Annotated in this window: 20 protein-coding genes; 12 read left to right on the top strand and 8 right to left on the bottom strand. The window is 45.8% G+C overall.

Annotated elements, in window-relative coordinates; translation table 11 throughout:
* The first annotated feature begins 10 nt into the window (after window positions 1-10).
* Window positions 11-1456, top strand: a complete 1446-nt coding sequence (locus D0C36_RS03955) for a phytoene desaturase family protein (RefSeq protein WP_117390263.1) — start codon at window positions 11-13, stop codon at window positions 1454-1456.
* Between the two features lie 33 nt (window positions 1457-1489).
* Here D0C36_RS03955 and D0C36_RS03950 read toward each other — a convergent pair whose 3' ends face one another.
* Complete coding sequence (locus D0C36_RS03950; RefSeq protein ID WP_117390262.1) at window positions 1490-2137, bottom strand: YceH family protein; 648 nt, start codon at window positions 2135-2137, stop codon at window positions 1490-1492.
* Between the two features lie 46 nt (window positions 2138-2183).
* Here D0C36_RS03950 and D0C36_RS03945 point away from each other — a divergent pair, with 46 nt between their 5' ends.
* Together D0C36_RS03945 and D0C36_RS03940 are read left to right on the top strand one after the other, a co-directional pair.
* Window positions 2184-2999, top strand: a complete 816-nt coding sequence (locus D0C36_RS03945; RefSeq protein ID WP_117390261.1) for an SDR family oxidoreductase — start codon at window positions 2184-2186, stop codon at window positions 2997-2999.
* 31 nt (window positions 3000-3030) lie between these two features.
* A complete protein-coding gene (locus D0C36_RS03940; RefSeq protein ID WP_199501961.1) occupies window positions 3031-3420 on the top strand; it encodes a hypothetical protein in 390 nt (129 codons plus the stop codon).
* A gap of 109 nt (window positions 3421-3529) precedes the next feature.
* On the opposite strand, the gene D0C36_RS03935 is transcribed toward D0C36_RS03940, so the two are convergent.
* From D0C36_RS03935 to D0C36_RS03905, 7 genes are all read right to left on the bottom strand, one after another.
* Window positions 3530-3922, bottom strand: coding sequence for a group III truncated hemoglobin (locus D0C36_RS03935; RefSeq protein ID WP_117390260.1), 393 nt, complete (start codon window positions 3920-3922; stop codon window positions 3530-3532).
* A gap of 168 nt (window positions 3923-4090) precedes the next feature.
* Window positions 4091-4843 (bottom strand): 3-keto-disaccharide hydrolase, encoded by a 753-nt coding sequence (locus tag D0C36_RS03930; protein WP_117390259.1) that lies wholly within the window; start codon window positions 4841-4843, stop codon window positions 4091-4093.
* Between the two features lie 12 nt (window positions 4844-4855).
* Window positions 4856-6580, bottom strand: coding sequence for a GMC oxidoreductase (locus D0C36_RS03925; protein ID WP_117390258.1), 1725 nt, complete (start codon window positions 6578-6580; stop codon window positions 4856-4858).
* A 168-nt stretch (window positions 6581-6748) separates the two neighbouring features.
* Entirely contained in the window at window positions 6749-7477 is a 729-nt protein-coding gene (locus tag D0C36_RS03920) for a 6-phosphogluconolactonase (protein ID WP_117390257.1), read from the bottom strand.
* A gap of 7 nt (window positions 7478-7484) precedes the next feature.
* The gene (locus tag D0C36_RS03915; protein WP_117390256.1) at window positions 7485-8576 is read right to left on the bottom strand and encodes a Gfo/Idh/MocA family protein; all 1092 of its coding nucleotides are present in this window, start codon (window positions 8574-8576) and stop codon (window positions 7485-7487) included.
* A 9-nt stretch (window positions 8577-8585) separates the two neighbouring features.
* A complete protein-coding gene (bglX, locus tag D0C36_RS03910) occupies window positions 8586-10811 on the bottom strand; it encodes a beta-glucosidase BglX (RefSeq protein WP_117390255.1) in 2226 nt (741 codons plus the stop codon).
* Window position 10812: 1 nt separating this feature from the next.
* Window positions 10813-11499 (bottom strand): GDSL-type esterase/lipase family protein, encoded by a 687-nt coding sequence (locus D0C36_RS03905; protein WP_117390254.1) that lies wholly within the window; start codon window positions 11497-11499, stop codon window positions 10813-10815.
* Window positions 11500-11935: 436 nt separating this feature from the next.
* Between D0C36_RS03905 and D0C36_RS03895 the strand changes: the two genes are divergently transcribed.
* The 9 genes from D0C36_RS03895 (at window position 11936) to D0C36_RS03855 (ending at window position 19042) form a co-directional block, all read left to right on the top strand.
* A complete protein-coding gene (locus tag D0C36_RS03895) occupies window positions 11936-12373 on the top strand; it encodes a MerC domain-containing protein (RefSeq protein WP_117390252.1) in 438 nt (145 codons plus the stop codon).
* Between the two features lie 27 nt (window positions 12374-12400).
* Window positions 12401-12850 carry a Fur family transcriptional regulator gene (locus D0C36_RS03890; protein ID WP_117390251.1) on the top strand — a complete coding sequence of 150 codons (450 nt, stop codon included), beginning with the start codon at window positions 12401-12403 and terminating at the stop codon, window positions 12848-12850.
* Between the two features lie 140 nt (window positions 12851-12990).
* Window positions 12991-13809 (top strand): N-acetylmuramoyl-L-alanine amidase family protein, encoded by an 819-nt coding sequence (locus tag D0C36_RS03885; RefSeq protein WP_117390250.1) that lies wholly within the window; start codon window positions 12991-12993, stop codon window positions 13807-13809.
* Between the two features lie 112 nt (window positions 13810-13921).
* Window positions 13922-14620: an HAD family hydrolase gene (locus tag D0C36_RS03880; RefSeq protein WP_117390249.1), complete on the top strand. Its 699-nt coding sequence runs from the start codon at window positions 13922-13924 to the stop codon at window positions 14618-14620.
* A 14-nt stretch (window positions 14621-14634) separates the two neighbouring features.
* Window positions 14635-15483, top strand: a complete 849-nt coding sequence (locus D0C36_RS03875) for a phosphoribosyltransferase family protein (RefSeq protein ID WP_117390248.1) — start codon at window positions 14635-14637, stop codon at window positions 15481-15483.
* Between the two features lie 140 nt (window positions 15484-15623).
* The gene (locus tag D0C36_RS03870; RefSeq protein WP_117390247.1) at window positions 15624-16178 is read left to right on the top strand and encodes a TerD family protein; all 555 of its coding nucleotides are present in this window, start codon (window positions 15624-15626) and stop codon (window positions 16176-16178) included.
* 19 nt (window positions 16179-16197) lie between these two features.
* Complete coding sequence (locus D0C36_RS03865; RefSeq protein ID WP_117390246.1) at window positions 16198-16812, top strand: TerD family protein; 615 nt, start codon at window positions 16198-16200, stop codon at window positions 16810-16812.
* A 120-nt stretch (window positions 16813-16932) separates the two neighbouring features.
* Window positions 16933-18072, top strand: a complete 1140-nt coding sequence (locus D0C36_RS03860) for a toxic anion resistance protein (RefSeq protein ID WP_117390245.1) — start codon at window positions 16933-16935, stop codon at window positions 18070-18072.
* 7 nt (window positions 18073-18079) lie between these two features.
* Window positions 18080-19042, top strand: a complete 963-nt coding sequence (locus tag D0C36_RS03855; RefSeq protein ID WP_117390244.1) for a hypothetical protein — start codon at window positions 18080-18082, stop codon at window positions 19040-19042.
* The last annotated feature ends 1 nt before the right edge of the window (window position 19043 follow it).

Genomic DNA, 19043 nt, shown 5'->3' with positions numbered 1-19043 from the left:
AAAATAGCCTATGGCGCTTGAAAAACGCGATTACGATGCAATTATAGTGGGCAGTGGCCCAAACGGACTGGCAGCTGCTATTCTGATGCAGCAGCAGGGCCTTTCGGTATTGGTGCTCGAAGCTAAGGATACCATTGGTGGCGGCCTGCGTACCAAAGAACTTACTTTGCCCGGCTTTAAGCACGATGTGTGCTCGGCCGTGCATCCGCTGGCTGCAGCATCGCCGTACTTTAAAACCATGCCGCTGGCACAATACGGCCTTGAGTATATTTATCCGGAGATAGATGCCGCACACCCTTTAGAACATCATAATTCTGCAGTTTTATGCAGGGATATTAACCTTACTGCACAACATTTGGGCGCTGATGAGGAAGCCTATATAAAGCTGATGACATCGGTTACCAAAAACTGGCCTTTGATAGACGCTGATGTGCTCGGTCCATTGCATATACCCCAACACCCGCTGGCGCTTGCAGCATTTGGATTAGATGCCATGAAACCGGCTACCATGTTGGCCAAACAATTTAAAACCAGACAAACCAAAGCTTTATTGGCGGGCATGGCAGCGCATAGTATGCAGCCGCTTACCAATACAGCTACATCGGCTATTACATTAGTGCTGATGGCCGCGGGGCATTTGCAGGGCTGGCCCGTACCAAAAGGTGGTTCGCAAAGTATTGCTGATGCGCTGGCAGGTTATTTTGTATCGATAGGCGGTAAGATAGAGACCAATACTTATGTAACGTCATTGGAGCAATTGCCATCGGCACATGCGGTACTATTTGATGTTACACCTAAGCAATTGCTGGAGATAGCCGGGCATAAATTTTCATCAATATACAAATGGCAGCTGGAACGCTATCGCTATGGTATGGGTGTATTTAAAATGGATTTTGCCTTAAGCGAAGCCATCCCATTCATCCCCGAAGCCTGTCGCAAAGCGGGGACGGTGCATATAGGCAATACCCTTAACGAGATCCGTGACGCCGAGCAACAAACCTGGACAGGTAAGCATCCTGATAAGCCATTTGTACTGCTGGCTCAGCAAAGCCTTTTCGATACAACACGCGCTCCCGAAGGTAAACATACTGCCTGGGCTTATTGTCATGTGCCTAATGGTTCAACTAAAAATATGAGTGAAGCCATCGAGAAACAGATAGAGCGTTACGCGCCTGGTTTTAAAGATACCATCCTTGCCAAACATACATTAAACACTGCCGAAATGCAGGAGTACAACCCCAATTACATAGGCGGCGATATCAACGGCGGTGTTATCGACTTAGGGCAGCTGTTTACGCGGCCGGCATTGCGGATGTCGCCTTATAAAACGTCTGAGAAAGGTTTGTACATCTGCTCGGCCTCTACGCCGCCAGGCGGTGGTGTGCATGGTATGTGTGGCTATAACGCGGCAAAACGCGCCTTGAAAGATATCTTCAATATCAACGTAAAGCTTTAATAATAAGTAACCGAGAGCGATATAGCCGGTAGCTTAAGACAATTCTTTCATCAGCTTATCAAAGGCTTCTTTCAGTTCGGCGAAGTCTGTTTCCAGTTTGCTCAGGCGCTCTTCCAGTTCGCTGTTTGATGAACGGCGTTGCGGTTCATCGTAGGTATCATCTTCGGGCACCGTACCGCCTAACAGATGGCGGTAGCGCACTTCTTTCTGGCCGGGGCGTTTAGCCATTTGTTCAATATATGGTAAGTCGCCGCCTGCCAGTTTATCCAGCATTTCAGTAACCTCATCAAGGTTTTCAAATTCATACAAACGGCCCGAGTTGGTATTGATCTCGCCGGGTGTTTGTGGTCCGCGCAGTATCAGCAAACAAATAACTGCCACTTCAGACGGAACTACCGGAAATACAATGCCAAAGTTATGCTTATACTTGATAGCACGGCTGGAGCCGCCTGTTGCCGTTGATATCAAACCTTTACGTTTAAGCGTATCTAAAGCAAGTATAACCGTTTGCTCGTCGTACTCTACCACCGGTTTGCGTGCTGTTTTTTGGTTGCAGGCAGCGGTAAGGCCGTTAACGGTCATGGGGTAATAATCGGGCGTAGTTTTGCTTTTTTCCATCAGTGAACCTAATACCCTTAGTTCAGTATCGGTTAAAACGGGTAAAGTTTGCGGCGTATCCATACAGCAAATATATTATTTGCATTTATATTATCTTTAAGCCGCGATTATGACAATAAGTATTTTAGGCTGCGGCTGGTATGGTTTACCTCTGGCGAAGGCATTGGTAAACGATAAACATAAAGTTAAAGGCAGCACCACATCTGTTGATAAACTGACGCTTTTGGAAGAAGCCAGCGTTGAACCTTTTCTTATAAATCTTTCGGCAGAAGAAGCCACCTTTCCCGATCTGTTTTTTGATACCGATCTGCTTATCATCGCCATACCGCCAAAAAGCCGTTCGGCAGAGGGAGCAGAGTACCTGTCTAAATTGCAAAAGGTTGTAGAACGCATCCGCAGACACCAGATAAAACGTGTTATCCTCATCAGCTCAACAGGGGTTTATGCTGATAGAAATTGCGTTGTGAACGAAGATATACCACCCGAACCGGATACCGCAGCGGGCAAAATATTATTTGAGGCTGAGGAGCTGTTCCGCAATCAAACTGATCTTAAAACAACCATTATCCGCTTTGCGGGATTAGTAGGGCCAGAGCGGCATCCGGGCCGTTTCTTTGCCGGTAAGCAGGATATTGCTAACGGACTGGCACCCATTAACCTTATCCATCTGGACGATTGCATCGGCATCACCCAAAGTATTATAGATGGTGAAGCTTACGGACATACTTTTAATGCCGTGGCCCCACACCACCCAACCCGTGCCGATTTTTATACCCAAGCAACAGACAAAGCCGGCTTAGCCTTACCTGGTTTTATTTTGAAACTGGACAACTGGAAGATAGTGGAAAGCAGGAATGTACCGTCTGTATTGGGTTATCAGTATCAGATCGATAACTGGTATACTGGCCTTACCGATGCGTTTTAAAAACCCGCGAATTTTTTTATTTTAGCTACGCATGTCACAGTATATCATCCCGCTCAAGTACCGCAAAATGGAGAATCTCCATATCGTTTTCTGGTTGTTTAAAGATATTGGCTGGTGTATGATATGGAAACCGCTGGGCATCATTATGATCATCCCTACACTGGTGATCTCTATTGTGATTGCCTGGCGCACAAGGCAGCTGATGTCTGAACTTTGCCACAACCTGGCCATCACCTTTTGGATAAGCGCCAACTCGTACTGGATGATAAGCGAGTTTATGAACTTTGACCACCTTACTATCCACGGCTGGTTCACCTACAAACACCTTGCACTGATCCCTTTTCTGTTAGGTGTGTTTTGCCTGGCGTTCTACTACGCAATATGGCACCCAAAGCATCCGGAAGAGATAGAGACGTTGTAGGTTTAAACCTCTGTCATTTCGAACGAGCGACAGCGAGGAGAAATCTTCTACACCGCAAGTATCGCTCACAGAAGATTTCTCCTCGTACCTCGCTCGAAATGACAATTAGTTAAATTATATTAAACGGATTCTCCCTAAAATAAGCCAGTTTACTTTGGAACATGGTTGCCATTTTATTGGCGCGCCATTTAGCTTCGGTGGCCTTATCGCCGGTAAACAGTTCATCAATTGTTTGAGTGAAAAGTGTAAGCCACTGATCAAAATGCTTAGCGTCTATCGGTAGTTGCGCATGCGGGGGAAAAGGCCGGCCATTGTAGGTGTATTCCTCGAGCAGAACAGTTTGCCAGAAACGGTACATCTTGTCCAGATGCTCGGGCCAGTTATCTTTTATGCGCCCGTTGAATATCGGGCCCAGCAGTTCATCCTTTTGGATGCGGCTATAAAAAGTATCTACCAGTAATTTGATATCCGCGAGCGATAAGATGTCCTGTTGTGCCTGCATAAGGCAAAGTTAAGGATTGTACAGCGAATAAAATGTGACGGACGTCAGTGGCTGATCATCTCTTAAATTTTGTCATTCTGAGCGATAGCGGAGAATCTGTCCGCTTACTATTTAGTCGGACAGATTTTCCCTCTATCAGAATGACAATTGTTTGGATGGTATTATGTTCTATAATTTCTTTATCTCCACATTTCTGAACCACACATCAGCGCCATGATCCTGTAAGGCTATGTGGCCTTTTTTAAAGGTGCCAAAGCCCGGCCATTCTTTAAATTTGCTGCCAGCCACAAGCTTTTTCCAGTTCTCATCCCACATCGTGGTTGATAGTACTTTTTCGTCATTCACTAAAATGTCGAGTTTGCCGTTGTTAGCTACTACCTCGGTTTTGTTCCACTCGCCGGCTGGTTTAATTACTTCTTTGGAGATAGATATCAGATCATAAAGGTCGCCTGCTCGGTGTTTGATCAGTTTGCCATCTTCATTCTCTTTGTTATCGGCAATTTGTGTTTCGGGGCCGGTTTGCCAAGGATACTTGTATTTGGTAGTATCCTCGTGCACGTAAAACATAATGCCGCTGTTACCCGCACGTGATATTTTCCACTCTACCTTAAGGTCGAAGTTCTCGTATTCATCATTGCTAACAATGTCGCCACCACCATTGCTCTGCCAGTCGGCTTTTTTAGAGGCATCCAGATGCAGCACGCCATCTTTTAAATGCCAGGCTTTGCCTATGCCGGTTTTGCCGTAATTATGCCAGTTGCTCATAGTGCTATCCGTAAGCAGGGGTACAAATGCCGATGCCGAACTGTCTTTAACTACGCTGTCGGTAGCGGCAACACTATCACCCGTGGCTTTTTTAGCAGGCGACTGACATGCTGCCAGCGCCAATAACGAAATTGGTAGAAACGATAGTTTTTTCATGAGGTATGATGTTTATAATTTGCCTTCTTTCACCTGCTCTGCCGCATAGTTAGCGGCCCTTGCGGTTAATGCCATATATAATATAGACGGACTTTGATTACCGGTACTGGTCATGCAGGCACCATCGGTTACAAAAACATTCTGGCAAAGGTGTAACTGGTTCCACTCGTTCAGTAACGATGTTTTAGGGTCTTTACCCATGCGTACGCCACCCATCTCGTGAATATCAAGTCCCGGGGCTTGTTTGTTATTATTGGTGTCGATGTTTTTTACACCGGCTTTCTCGAACATGGCTGCGGTTTCTTTCAGGAAGTCCTCGGTCATTTTATCGTCGTTTGGATGATAGGCTACCGAAGTAACCAACAGCGGGATGCCCCACTGGTCTTTTTCGGTATCGCTTAAGCGCACATGGTTTTCCTCAACAGGAACGGTCTCGCCCTGCAGGTAAGCAAACACATGCCAGCCGCCGGGTTCTGAAAGGCCATCTTTGTATGCTGCACCAACCTGCCCGTTGGCAGTATCTTCAGGGTGTTGCGGGCGATAGGCATTCAGGAAAGTAGTGTATCCGCCAAAGTAATCTGTTTCCCGCTTGTGTAGGTTTTTATAGTTCACCAGGATAAGATCTGTAGGGTTGCGGCCGAAATAATATTTATCCTCGTAGCCATCCAGCGTGCCACTTACCGATGCGCGGTAGTTATGGAACGCGATGTATTTGCCCAGTAAACCGTTATCGTTACCCAAACCATTAGGGAAACGCTTTGATTTGGAGTTGAGCAGGATAAGGTTAGTATTTAAAGCCGAGGCGTTCATGAAGATCACCTTTGCGTGAAAATCGATAGTCTCTTTGGTTTGAGCATCAATAACTCTTACGCCCGATGCCTTGCCGGTTTGCTCATCATAAATAATAGAATGTACTACCGAATGCGGGCGGATAGTTAAGTTGCCCGTCTTCTCCGCCCAGGGCAGGGTAGAACTCACCGAACTGAAATAACCGCCGAACGGACAGCCACGCATACACATATTACGTGCCTGGCATTTGCCGCGGCCCTGATCAAGGTGTATCTGTTTTGGCTCGGTTAAATGCGCCCATCTCGCGTGTACCAAATGCCTGCCGAAATTCTGCTTAATGTTATCGCGCATAAATTTCAGAGGGGCACTCATCTCGAATGGTGGCAGGAACTCGCCATCGGGCATAGCTTCCAAGCCATCTTTGCTGCCGCAGATGCCAATGAATTTTTCCACGTGCGAATACCATGGGGCCACATCTTTGTAACCGATAGGCCATTCAATACCATATCCGTAACGATGAGGTGCAGTAAATTCAAAATCGCTCCAGCGTTGTGTGGCACGTCCCCAGGTAAGCGATTTACCACCAACCTGGTACCCGCGTATCCAATCAAAAGGTTTTTCCTGAACGTAGGGATGGTCGGCGTCTTTAACGAAGAAATGGTCGCAATCATCGCCATAGCCGGCTGCCTTGCTGATGAGCGGGTTCTCTTTCTGTTGCTTCAGATTGATGCGCCCGCGATACGGAAATTCCCATGGCGCTTTGGTGGCGGTAGGGTAATCCTTAAGGTGTTTAACATCACGGCCACGTTCCAGAACCAGCGTTTTAAGGCCTTTTTCGCAAAGCTCCTTTGCAGCCCATCCACCACTTATCCCGGATCCTATAACTATTGCATCGAAAGTTTGCGCAGCAGAAGCCGCTGCTTTGTTTTCAGGCGTATCAGTAAGCATTTTTAGTTTGTAATTGGTAACTAAAGATGCGATAAATAATTGATGTGACAAACTAAAGTACGTCATTGCGAGGAGCGACAGCGACGTGGCAATCCCCGATTTGCAGAGCCGTTCTGTAAGTCGGGGATTGCCACGATATCGCTCGCAATGACGTTATGGAGAGAACGTCTATTTATTCAATTTCCCAGCTCCATCCTCATCCAACAAAACCACTGCATTATCCAATGTTTGCAGGATAGATGCAGGTACCGCAGTGCTTAATTCGCCTTGCAGGCTTTTGGCAATGATATCTGCTTTTTTAGCGCCTGATGCGATCAGGACAGCTTTGCCGGCCTCGGCCAGGTGTTGCAGGCCCAGCGTAATGCCGCCGGTAAGTGGCGTTGCTGTATCAAAATATTTCTGGCCGACCTCAACTGTGACAGGATCCAGCTCAGAAGGGTGGGCGTAAAGGTTGAACGGTGTGCCCGGCTCATTTAAACCCAGGTGACCATTCATGCCGATGCCAACCATCATGATATCTAAGCCGCCTTTTGAGGCAATAAAGTTATTCATGCGCTCGCATTCTGCTTCCAGATCATCAGCTTTGGCATTGAAAAGGGTGACGTTGGTAAGCTTAGTATTCAGCTTATCGAAAAAGGTATTTTTAAGATAGTATTTGCAGCTCCCTTTATCGTTCTCATCCATACCAACCCACTCATCCAGACCGATGATGAAGGCTTGGGTAAGATCAATGCGGCCATCGTTCGCCCAGTCAACTAAGCAGTTGAGGGTGCCGGTCGGTGAATCGCCGGAAGGGAAAACCAAAACTGATTCAGGTTTTTCGGCTAATTGACCAGCAACCAGTTCGGCGGCTGCTTTTGACATTTCGTCGTAATTGCTATATATTTTTACTTCCATTATGCTTTTAGTTTTGTTGCGGGTTTAACCAAAGATCTACAGGTTTTTCAACTTTAGGGGTAAAAGGCAGGGCTACCTTTTTGCCCAGACCGGCTGAAGCATAAGCCGCGTAAATTATCTCCAATACCACACGGCCATCCTCGCCGGTAACGATAGGCGTTTTGTCCTCGCGTACGCACTCGATGAAATGTTTTAATTCTTGCGGATATCCCTGGTTAAACGCTTCCTCGAAAATAGTGAACGTCCAGCCGGCAGAGCTATCTACCTTTTCCATCGCGTAGCCATAACCCTCTTTGCTGTAGGTAAGGGCCGAGTTGCCCATAAACAGATCAGCGTAAACTACACCGCCGGTGCCGTATATTTCGCAGCGGTCGTCCATGCCGCCATGTTTGGCCCAGCTGCTTTCGGCGACGCAGGTAACACCGTTCTCAAACTCCACTATCACTACTGCATTATCCTCGCCCTTGGTACGTTCTTTATGCAGAACAGTGCTCATAGTAGCGTAAACATCTTTCACTTTGGCGTGGTTCAACACCCAGCGGAACCAGCCCAGGGCATGGCAACCCATGTCCATCAAAACACCACCACCTGCCAGGTCAATATCATAGAACCAGTCGGTATGCGGGCCTGAATGTTTTTCGGCTTGCTTTAGCATGTACACTTCGCCAACGGCACCCTCGGTAACCAGGCTGCGGGCACGCTCATATTTTGGGGCGAAGCACAGTTCTTCGGCGTACATCAGTTTAACGTTGTTGGCTTTACAAACAGCTATCATCTCGTCGGCTTCCTCAATGGTAACGGCCAGCGGTTTTTCAATAATGATATGCTTTTTTGCTTTTGCTGCTTTAATGCAAACTTCGGCGTGCAGGTAATTGGGTACGCAGATATCTATCACTTCAGCATCGGTTTGGGCTAAGAGCTGGTCAACGTCATTGAACCATGTTGCGATATGATATTTATCGGCGAAAGCTTTTGCCTTATCAATATTACGGGCATAAACGGCCACAACCTCGGCTTCGGGTACAAAGCGGTGGTACGATTCGAGGTGGATGTCTGATATAAAACCTGCGCCAATGATGGCCACTTTAGTTCTGTTCATAAATAGGTGTTAGTTTATCAATTGAAATGTTTTCTCCAGTTTAATATTGTTTGATGCCGGGCCTATCATCACTTTAAAATCGCCGGGCTGCGTTATCCATTCCAGCTTATCATTATAAAATGAGAGTTTTTCCTTGTCCAGTTTGAAGCTGATGCGCTTACTTTCGCCGGGAGCCAGTTTCACTTTTGCAAAATCTTTAAGCTCCTTAACCGGCCGCAAAGGCTGCGCCACCATATCGCGAATATATAATTGTGCCACCTCTTCTCCGGCAACATTACCGGTATTTTTCAGGTCGAAGGAAACGGTAATGGTTTCATCTTTACGGATGGCCGTTTTGCTGATGCTGATATTGCTGTAGCTATAAGTAGTGTAGCTTAAGCCAAAACCAAAGGCATACTGCGGCGTGTTAGGCACATCCAGATATGATGAGCGATAAAAGGCATCATTGTCGCCGGTTGCGGGCCTGCCGGTGTTCATGTAATTGTAGTAAAGCGGTATCTGGCCCTCGCTGCGCGGGAAGGTCATCGGCAATTTGCCGGAAGGATTATAGTCGCCAAACAACACATCTGCAACAGAATTACCCATCTGGCTGCCCAGCCACCATGTATAAACAATGGCGGGGGCGTGCTCTGCCGTCCAGTTGAATATCATTGGGCGGCCGGCCATCAGCAATACCACAACGGGTTTGCCTGTAGCAACAACAGCTTTTATCAGATCTTCCTGCACGCCGGGGATATGGATGTTGGCTTTGCTGCGTGCCTCGCCGGTCATGAAGATGTCTTCACCAACAGCCATTACCACTACGTCGGCTTTTTGGGCGGTCTCTACGGCTTCTTTAAAATCAGTAGCCACGCTGTCGGTTATGTTGCAACCCTGGGCATAAAGTATCTTAGCGTTAGGGGCGTGATTTTGCAGGCCTTCATATATATTAACCACATTGTCGTTGGGATCTACATTGGTTGACCATGCACCTTTCAAATACCATTTCTCTTTACTCAGCGGGCCAATCAGTGCGATGGTTTTTACATCTTTTGATAACGGCAGCAGGTTCTTCTCGTTCTTTAACAGCACAATACTCTTGCGACCCATATCGCGTGCGGCTTCAATATTCTTTGGTTGGTTGAGCGTGGCTTTCTCATGCGCAGCATTGATGAACTTGTAAGGATTATCAAACAAACCCAGTTCAAATTTTTTGGTGAGGATACGGCGAACAGCTTCGTTTACTGTTGCAATGGGTACCTTGCCTTCGCGCACCAAAACCGCCAGATGGCCGATGTAGGCGCGGCTTTCCATATCCATATCGTTGCCTGCTTTAATGGCTGTTTCGGCGGCCTGTTTCAAGTCTTTGGCATAACCGTGCGGTATCATCTCGCCGATGGAATTCCAGTCGCTTACCACGAGGCCTTTAAAGCCCCATTTACCTTTTAGTATATCGCGTTGCAGGTAGGCGTTGCCGGTGGCAGGTGTGCCGTTCAAATCGTTAAAAGCATTCATAAAGGTGGCTGCACCTGCATCAAGCGCAGCTTTAAATGGCGGCAAATAGGTTTGCCAAAGAGCGTGCAGGCTCATATCCACACTGTTGTAATCCCGGCCGCCTATAGCTGCACCGTAACCTGCAAAATGTTTAACGCAGGCCATTACCGCATCAGTACTGCCAATGCCACGGCCCTGGAAACCACGCACGCGTGCTGCGGCTATCAGTGATCCTAAATAAGTATCCTCGCCGGCACCTTCCATTACGCGGCCCCAGCGCGGGTCGCGCGCTACATCAACCATGGGTGCAAACGTCCAGTTGATGCCTGCGGCAGATGCCTCGGTGGCGGCAATGCGGGCCGAACGTTCAATGGCCGGCAGATCCCAGCTTGCCGCCTCTGCCAGCGGAATAGGAAAAGTAATGCTGTAACCGTGTATCACATCCTGCCCAAAAAGCAGCGGGATCTTCAGGCGAGATTTCATAGCTGCATCCTGGAAAGTACGGGTATGGTTCTCGCCCATAATATTAAGCACCGAACCAATTTTGCCATCGCGTACCTGTTGCAGTTTATCGCCCGTATTTTTGGTAACAGGGCCGGTAGCTTCCCAATCGCCGCTTAGCTGGTTTAGCTGGCCAACCTTTTCGTCCAAAGTCATTTTGGCTAACAATACCTCAACCTTTTTACTGATGGATGTTTGTTGTGCCGATGCCGATACACAAACCAAAAGGAGCAGGGCAAGGCCGGTAAACGTCTTTCTCATGTTACAGGTAGTTCATTTTTTTAAGATAAGCTACCCAAACTTTGTAAGCATCGGCATTTAAGTGCAAACCCTCAAGTGTGTAGCGGCTGTCCAGTAATCCGCGTTTATCGGTAAAGAGTGGCGCAATATCCACCCAGGTAAAATTGAGTTCTTGTGCTTTGGCTTTCAGTAACTTGTTAACTGCCGGCACATGCTGGCCTTTATCATAATGCTGCGGGAAGTGCGCGTGGGTAGCATCAACCGGCAAAACGCTTTGCACATAGATGCTGGTCTGCGGGCTTTTAGCATGCACGCGTTTGATGATCTTAAAGTAATTATCGGCAATTACGGCGTCAGGAATATCCTTGCCGATATCATTGATGCCAAGAAGAATGAATAATTTTTTAGGCTGGCGGGCAATGATATCGTCCACGCGTTTTAAGGCCCCGTAAGTAATATCACCGCCTATGCCGCGGTTAAGTACGGTAGTATCGCCAAGCAAGCTGCCCCAGTTACCCATCTCGGTGATGCTATCGCCAAAGAAAATGGTGTTCACCTGTTTTACCGGCTGCGATGCAAATACTTTTAATCGGGCCACAGTATGATCAGGAATAAAAGGAATAGTATCAAACAGGTTTTGATTGGTTGGGCTTTGCTGTGCGCGGGCAATGGCCGGCAGCAGCAACATCAGCAGGAAAAACTTCTTCATAAAAAATAATTGGCAGCTAAATGTACAAAAAGCTGACCGCTGATTTTATTGATTTTAGGATTAAGATGATTTTTTACTTGTGTTGAGATAAAGCAGGAAAGCTCGCCTCTTTGCGAAGCAGAAAGGGGATGGGGGTGAGTCGCTCTGCGATTTTACTCACCCCGCGGCACTTCGTGCGCGACCCTCTCTTCGCTGCGCGAAAAGAGGGTGAGGAAGAGAAAACAATAAATCATCGTGTCATTTCGAGCGAGCAGAAGGGCGGGATGGTGGAAAGGGGCGACGAGAAATCTTGTTATTACAGCATGGTCGCTTTTCTGGAATAACAAGATTTCTCACTATCGTTCGAAATGACATCTACTAATAGTGTCGCTCATTCCTGACAAAACATAAACAAATCTAAATGTAATAATGTTGCATTTATGTTTATCTTTGCAGCATGTTATCACCCCGTAAAGCCTTTAAGCTTGACAATATTGGTATGACCGCCTCTACACTTTGTGCTATACATTGTGCTGCTGTGCCGGTGTTTTTTACCAGTTTACCTTTGTTGGGATTGAGTTTTTTGGCCAACCCATGGTTAGATTGGGGCATGATCGTTTTTGCGTTGGTAATAGGCGTATGGTCAATTGGCGGAGAGTATAAAAACCATCGTAACGCTTTGCCTTTAGTGATGCTGGTTGTGGGTTTCGCGTTAATCATTGGCGGGCATCTGTTTCTGCATAACTGGGTTGAGGCCATTGTTGCCCCGCTTGGCGGCCTTACTATAGCAGCTGCGCATTTTATCAACTACAAACTGGCCGGTTCTTGTGATGCCGGCGAGAGCTTCCTGCACCTTAAACACCCACACAAACACGATAATAAACAAGCTGCTTAACTGAATTTTACTTAAATTTGGATTTAAATGGCACAGACAAAGAATTTTCGTTTCGAGGAACTGCTGGATAAGCACCATCTTAAAAAGACCGGTGCCCGCCTGCGCGTACTTTCTATGATGTATTCAAAAAATACGGCTACTTCACAGCCCGATCTGGAAAGCGTGATGAGTGATATTGACCGCGTTACCCTTTACCGTATCCTTAACGTGTTTGAGGAAAAAGGTATTATCCATAAAGTTTTTGACCTTAACGGCACGGCCAATTATGCCGTTTGCCACTCGGATTGCGGCGAAAACCACCACCACGACGAGCACCTGCATTTTAACTGCACCAATTGCAAAAACGTGTATTGCCTTGATGACCTGCACATGCCACGGCTAACCTTGCCCGATGGCTTTAAGGCTGAGAGCTTTACGCTTTATGCATCGGGCCTTTGCCCTAAATGCAGCAAAAAGAGCAACGTAATGGCCAATTAATTTGCAACAGTATTGCAAAATTTAAAACCTGTTAATCCATTGCCCCGTATTACCGTCAAAAAAGCAAACAATAGCAAACCTTAATTTGCGTTTGCAGTTTGATGTGTGGTAGATAAATTTGTGTCTCTCTGATTAATTCAATGCAACAAAAATACTTAGGGCCGCTGTTCAGCATCGGCGTTTTATGTTTCTATATCTTGTTTTGTTCGTTCACACCGGCAGATACCATCGTTACCGGCGGCTATAAAATCAAGAACATTATTATTGATGCCGGCCATGGCGGTAAGGATGCAGGTGCCCGCGGTACTTTCTCGTACGAGAAAAATGTAACGCTTGCTATCGCCAAAAAGCTGGATGCCGCCATCCACGCCCAACTGCCCGATCTTACAACGGTACTTACCCGCAGCGATGATACTTTTATCGAGTTGCGCCGCCGCTCGGCTATTGCCAATCAATCAAAAGGGAATTTGTTTATTTCTATCCACTGCAACTCGTCTGCTGAGGGAACAGCTTACCGTGCGCACAAGCAAAGCGGCGTAATGGTATTGGTTTACGGTTTGCACCGAGCCAAAGAGCAGGCAGAGGCCATGCGCGAAAATGCTTCCATCTTTGAGGAGAAAAACTACCAGCAAAACTACCAGGCGCTTGATGATAGTGATCCTTCTAATGCGATCATCCTTGATGCCTTTACTAAAAAATACCGCAGGCAAAGTATCATGTTTGGCGATTACCTGATGCGAGAGTTTACCGATACCGATGGCCGTACATCATTAGGGGTGCGCGAGCAGGGTGTATACGTTTTAGCCAACAGTGCCATGCCATCTGTGCTGATTGAAACAGGCTTTATCAATAACCCCGATGAGGAAGAATATCTGAACTCTGACGAAGGGCAAACAGCCATTGTGCAGTCTATTATTCGCTCTATAACAACTTACCGCAGCGTGTTAAGCAGCAGGTAAGCTGTTTACATAAATTTCATCTTAACTTATTAAACTAATAAGCATTATTTTATATCTTGTGGTCTTGTTTAGCCTGTAAAAAGGCTTTTTAACTGACATCTATCAAGATCTAATGCCTTATTATCAACACTATTCGTTCGACCTTTGGTTAACGCTCATTAAATCCGATCCGCAATTTAAGCCCGAGCGTGCCAGATATTTCCACCAACATTTTAATAAATCAGGTAAGTCTGTTGACGAAATAGCCCTGATATTCCGGCAGGTTGATCTGATGTGCAACGCCGTGAACGAAAAAAGCGGCAAAAATATCGATGCCGACGAGATGTACCTGATGGTGATCCACCTCATTAACGGCAATAGCCTTGATATTGATGAAATTGATTATCAGCAACTCCATAACGATATGGAAGTATTACTTTTTAAACATCCGCCTCAACTATATTCGGATGTAACATATAATACCCTCATCAGTCTAAAAGAAAAAAGCGGAGCAACTTTTAGTTTGTTGAGCAATACAGGATACATCATCGGAAAAACCTTGCGTAAGGTGCTTGCACTTTACCAACTGGATACTTTTTTTGACTTTCAGCTGTACTCTGATGAGGCAGGTATGTCAAAACCCAACCCCGAATTTTTTGAGGTAATGCTAAAGAATATCGACATCTGCAATGTGGGTAAGGACATCCCGCGCAACGGTATTTTGCATGTAGGCGATAACCCCAAGAACGATGTGGCTGCGGCCGAGGCGATGGGCCTTAAGGCAGCGCTAATTAATTCAAATCAGCAAACAATTTTGAGCCTTATTGGCTAATATATCTCACACCTATGAAAGCACTAACCTATTCACTCCATCATATTAACAGCGAAACCCATTTCGGTTTCGAGGCTGCGGATTATAGTCGCTTTAAGTTTGGCGATGGCATAGTATCGCGCGATTTTGGCGTGGCGCTGGCCAACGGTTTTATTGAAAAACATCTGGCGCAAGCCGAAAATATAAAACAACTGGTAGTGATCTCCAGCCCGTACTCATTCATCCCAACAGCCACCTTCGCCATGAAGAACTGGTTTGTGTACACACTTAACCATTGGCTGGCAGAGTATGGTTTACCTGTGGTGCAGGAGACTAAAGTACACCGTACCATTACCTACAAAGAAGATTACGGCGAGCTGGATGCTGAGCAACGCATGAAGCTGATAGGTAACGATAGTTTCCATATCGATAAAGCGTTTTTGGAAGGCAAGACCTTGATCTTTCTGGATGATATCCGCATCACAGGTAGCCACGAGCGTATGATCATGAAAATGGTAGATGCTTACGGCTTAAGAAGCGATATCTACATGCTCTACTTTGCCGAACTGGTGAATAACAACATCCACCCAAACATTGAGAACTACTTGAATTACCATGAGGTGAAATCGATATTTGACCTGCACAAGATCATTAATGATAGCAGTTTCTGTATCAACACAAGGTTGGTTAAGTATATCCTCAACTACGATCATGATCAGTTTAGGGTGTTTATTGAAGACCAGTCGACCGCGTTTTTAGAGGAGATGTATAACATGGCTTTGGGTAATGGTTACCATACCATTGAAGCTTATCAGCAAAACCTTGGCTTTATAAAAAAACTTTTACTTTTAGAATCGCCTCAACAGAAGGCGTTGAGTATTTGAGAACTTAAAAAGGCCTCTCCCCAAACCCGTCTCCGAGGGAGAGGGGTTTTAAAAAAAGTCTCCCCGCCAGCTGGCGGGGAGATTAGAGGGGGCTTTTAGGTGAAAAACTTTTAATTTAGATAATTATAAACTCGTACAATATGGCAATTAATCTGCAAAAAGGTCAGCGTGAAGCAATTGACGCACCTAAATTTACTATAGGATTGGGTTGGGATACCAATGCATCATCAACCGGTTCTGCTTTCGACTTAGATGCTTCGGTATTTGTAATGGGCGATAACAAAAAGCTTATTGCTGATGAATACTTTGTTTTTTATAACAACTTAAAAAGCCCTGATGAAGCTGTTGAGCACACAGGCGATAACCTTACCGGTGCCGGCGATGGCGATGATGAGCAGATCAAAATAGATCTAACCAAGATCGACCCTCGTGTTACCGAGATCTGCGTGGTGGTAACCATTCACGAGGCCGAAAGCCGCAGGCAAAACTTTGGGCAGGTGCGTAACTCTTTCGTTCGCATTTTTGACCCTGTAACCAATGCCGATATCCTGAAATACGAACTGGAAGAAGATTTCTCTATCGAGACAGCAGTAGAGTTTGGTCGCATCTATAAACGCGATGGCAAATGGAAATTTGAAGCAGTTGGCGCCGGTATGAAGGGTGGCTTACAGGATTACTTAAACAAATACAACTAATACCTTAAAACATAATATTATGGCAATTAACTTGCAAAAAGGGCAACGCATAAGCCTGGAGAAAGAAAATGGCAACAAGCTGCAGAACGTTTGTGTGGGCATTAACTGGGGCGCTATCGAAAAGAAAGGCCTGTTTGGTTTTGGCTCATCAAAAGAGGCGGTTGACTTAGATGCCAGCTGTGCGTTGTTTGATGATGACAAGAATTTGATAGATGTGGTATACTTTGGCCACCTTAAATCAAAAGACGGTGCTATCCGCCACAGCGGTGATGACCTTACCGGCGATATGGGCGGCGATGATGGCCTGGATAACGAGGTGATCACCGTTGATTTGGCTAAACTCGATCCGAAAGTAAAGCACGTAGCTTTCGTTTTGAACAGTTTCCGTGGTCATGATTTTGGTACTATCCCGTTTGCATCTATCCGCATTTATGAGGGTACGCCTAAACGCGTAACTGAAGTGTTTGCCAAATACGATATCGCCCATGACTCAACCTTTAAAGGCCACGTATCAATGGTGATGGGTATTTTCTACCAAAAGAACGGCGAATGGAAGTTTAACGCCCTTGGCGAACCAACCAAAGACCGCAAACTGGAAGAGACAGTAAACACTGTAGAACGTAATTTCTTGTAAGAAAAACTTGAGCCCCTTCTAAATCTCCCCCGAAAGGGGAGACTTAAGGAAAGAATACTCTTGAAGCCCCTCTCCCTCGGAGAGGGGTTTGGGGAGAGGCCTCTAAACCCAAAAACAACCATGGAAACTAACCCAATTAACGACGGAGCTGAACTAACTAACCCTGCGCCAACACCTGCGCCGGTTAATGCAGCCACTCCGGTTAAATTAGATAAAGAAGGTAATGTTGACCTGAGCAACATCACCACGGCAGAAGTTGCCAAATATGGCGAGAAAAGCAAAGACCTTAATCCGGGCGATGTGAACTCGATCCTTAACTATGGCTCAGATCTTCAGCAGAATATGGAGCGTTATAGCAACAGCTTCCTGTCATCAGTACGTACGTTTGATGCCGGCGAAGTAGGTACGCTGATAACCGACTTGCTGCACGAGCTTAACTACATTGATGTGGATGAGCTTGATCAGAACGCTTTTGTGCGTGTGCTATCGCGCATACCGCTTATCCGCACTTTGGTAATGGATACCAAAAAGATCTTTGCCAAGTATGACCTGGTAGTAAACAACGTTGATAAGATCGTAAACAAAATAAAAGCCGGTCGTGTAAACTCGTTGAAAGATAATGCTTCGCTGCAAACCATGTTTGATAACAACGTGGATTATATTAAGCAGATGGAAGAACTGATCATAGCCGGTCAGTTAAAATACAACGAGCTGAACGAGAAGCTGGCCGTAATGGATGGCAACCCATCAGGCTACGAAGATTACGAAATTGCCGACCTGCGCGATTATGTGAACCGCCTGGATAAACGCCTTGCCGATTTGAAGGTTGTGCGTTTCATTATGCTGCAATCATTGGCGCAGATCCGCGTGGTGCAAAATAACAATACCACCATTGCAGAAAAAGCACAGTCAATTGTATCAACCACTATTCCTGTTTGGAAAAATCAGCTTACCTTAGCAGTTGCTTTAAACAGGCAAAAGGCTAACGTTGAGATGCAGAAGAAGGTATCGGATACCACCAATACCATTTTGCAGAAAAACGCCGAGCTATTAAAGCAAAACAGTATTGATGTTGCCAGGGAGAACGAGAAAACCGTTGTTTCTATAGATACGCTTAAACGTACAACATCATCATTAATTGAAACCCTTAACGAGGTTAAACGTATCCATGATGAGGGTACACAGAACAGGAAGGTGCTAAATACTGAATTACAGAATTTAGAGACCGAGCTGAAAAAGAACGTGACGAATACACGTTAATTAAAATATGGATGAGAACAGGTTAGAAATATTAAATGCGTCGACACGGATAATCAGCAAACTACAGCTGCTATCAGTATTTTTTAATAACGACGTTATTTATAAGATCTACCTGCGCACACAAGTGCTTCACCAGCTTTTTCAGACCAATCCCGAGCTTGATATTAACCAACTGGAGATGTTTCATCTCCAGTTTACACAAACCTTGATAGACCTGCTCAAAAAGATCAAAAAAGGCAACGAGGCCAACGCCGACCTGTTGCTTGATGAGGTATCGCTGAATAACCAGCTGATAGAGCAGATGGAAGATTCGGCTTATACGGAGCATACTTTTATCAACGACAAGCAAAGGCAGGCTTTGAAAATGAGCCAGTCGTTAAGGAAGTTGTTCCAGGTACTGTCAGATAATGCTTCAGATTATCCCTTTACGGGTAACATCAATAAGTTTAGTCTGCATTACTCGGGCGATTACTTTTTTAATATCTCGACTGAGCTGGTTTATGAGCTGCTGGCTTATGATGCGGCTGATGTGTACAGCAACGAGTATGCAACCATAGGGCGCAAGCTGATGGGGACGCTTTGCAAGTACGATTTTAAAATTGAGTTTTATGCGGGCCTACGGGCCAACGACCTGGTGCTTGAGGTATATAAGTTTGCCGATGTTAACCGGCATTTTATATTTTCGCCGCTTAATAACGTGCTGCTGTTTTGCGATATAGCCAAACTGGGAGATTTAGATCTTAAAAACACCATCAGCAAACGCGAACGTATGATGCGTGAACTGCGCGACAAGAACATACAGCTAACGGGCAAGGCCGGTTTAATAAAAACCAACCTGCCCGAAAATATTACGGCCCTGCTGGCTGATAACTATAAAAAGATATCAGATGTGAATTTCCTGGAGCATATCAATGCTTTTGACGTTCAGGCCAATATTTTAAAAACAATGTTAAATACAGATATTATTTAAA

Source organism: Mucilaginibacter conchicola (assembly GCF_003432115.1).
Classification (GTDB): Bacteria; Bacteroidota; Bacteroidia; order Sphingobacteriales; family Sphingobacteriaceae; genus Mucilaginibacter; species Mucilaginibacter conchicola.
The sequence above is the reverse complement of the archived record's forward strand: the minus strand, read 5'-3'. Positions and strand labels throughout refer to the sequence as shown.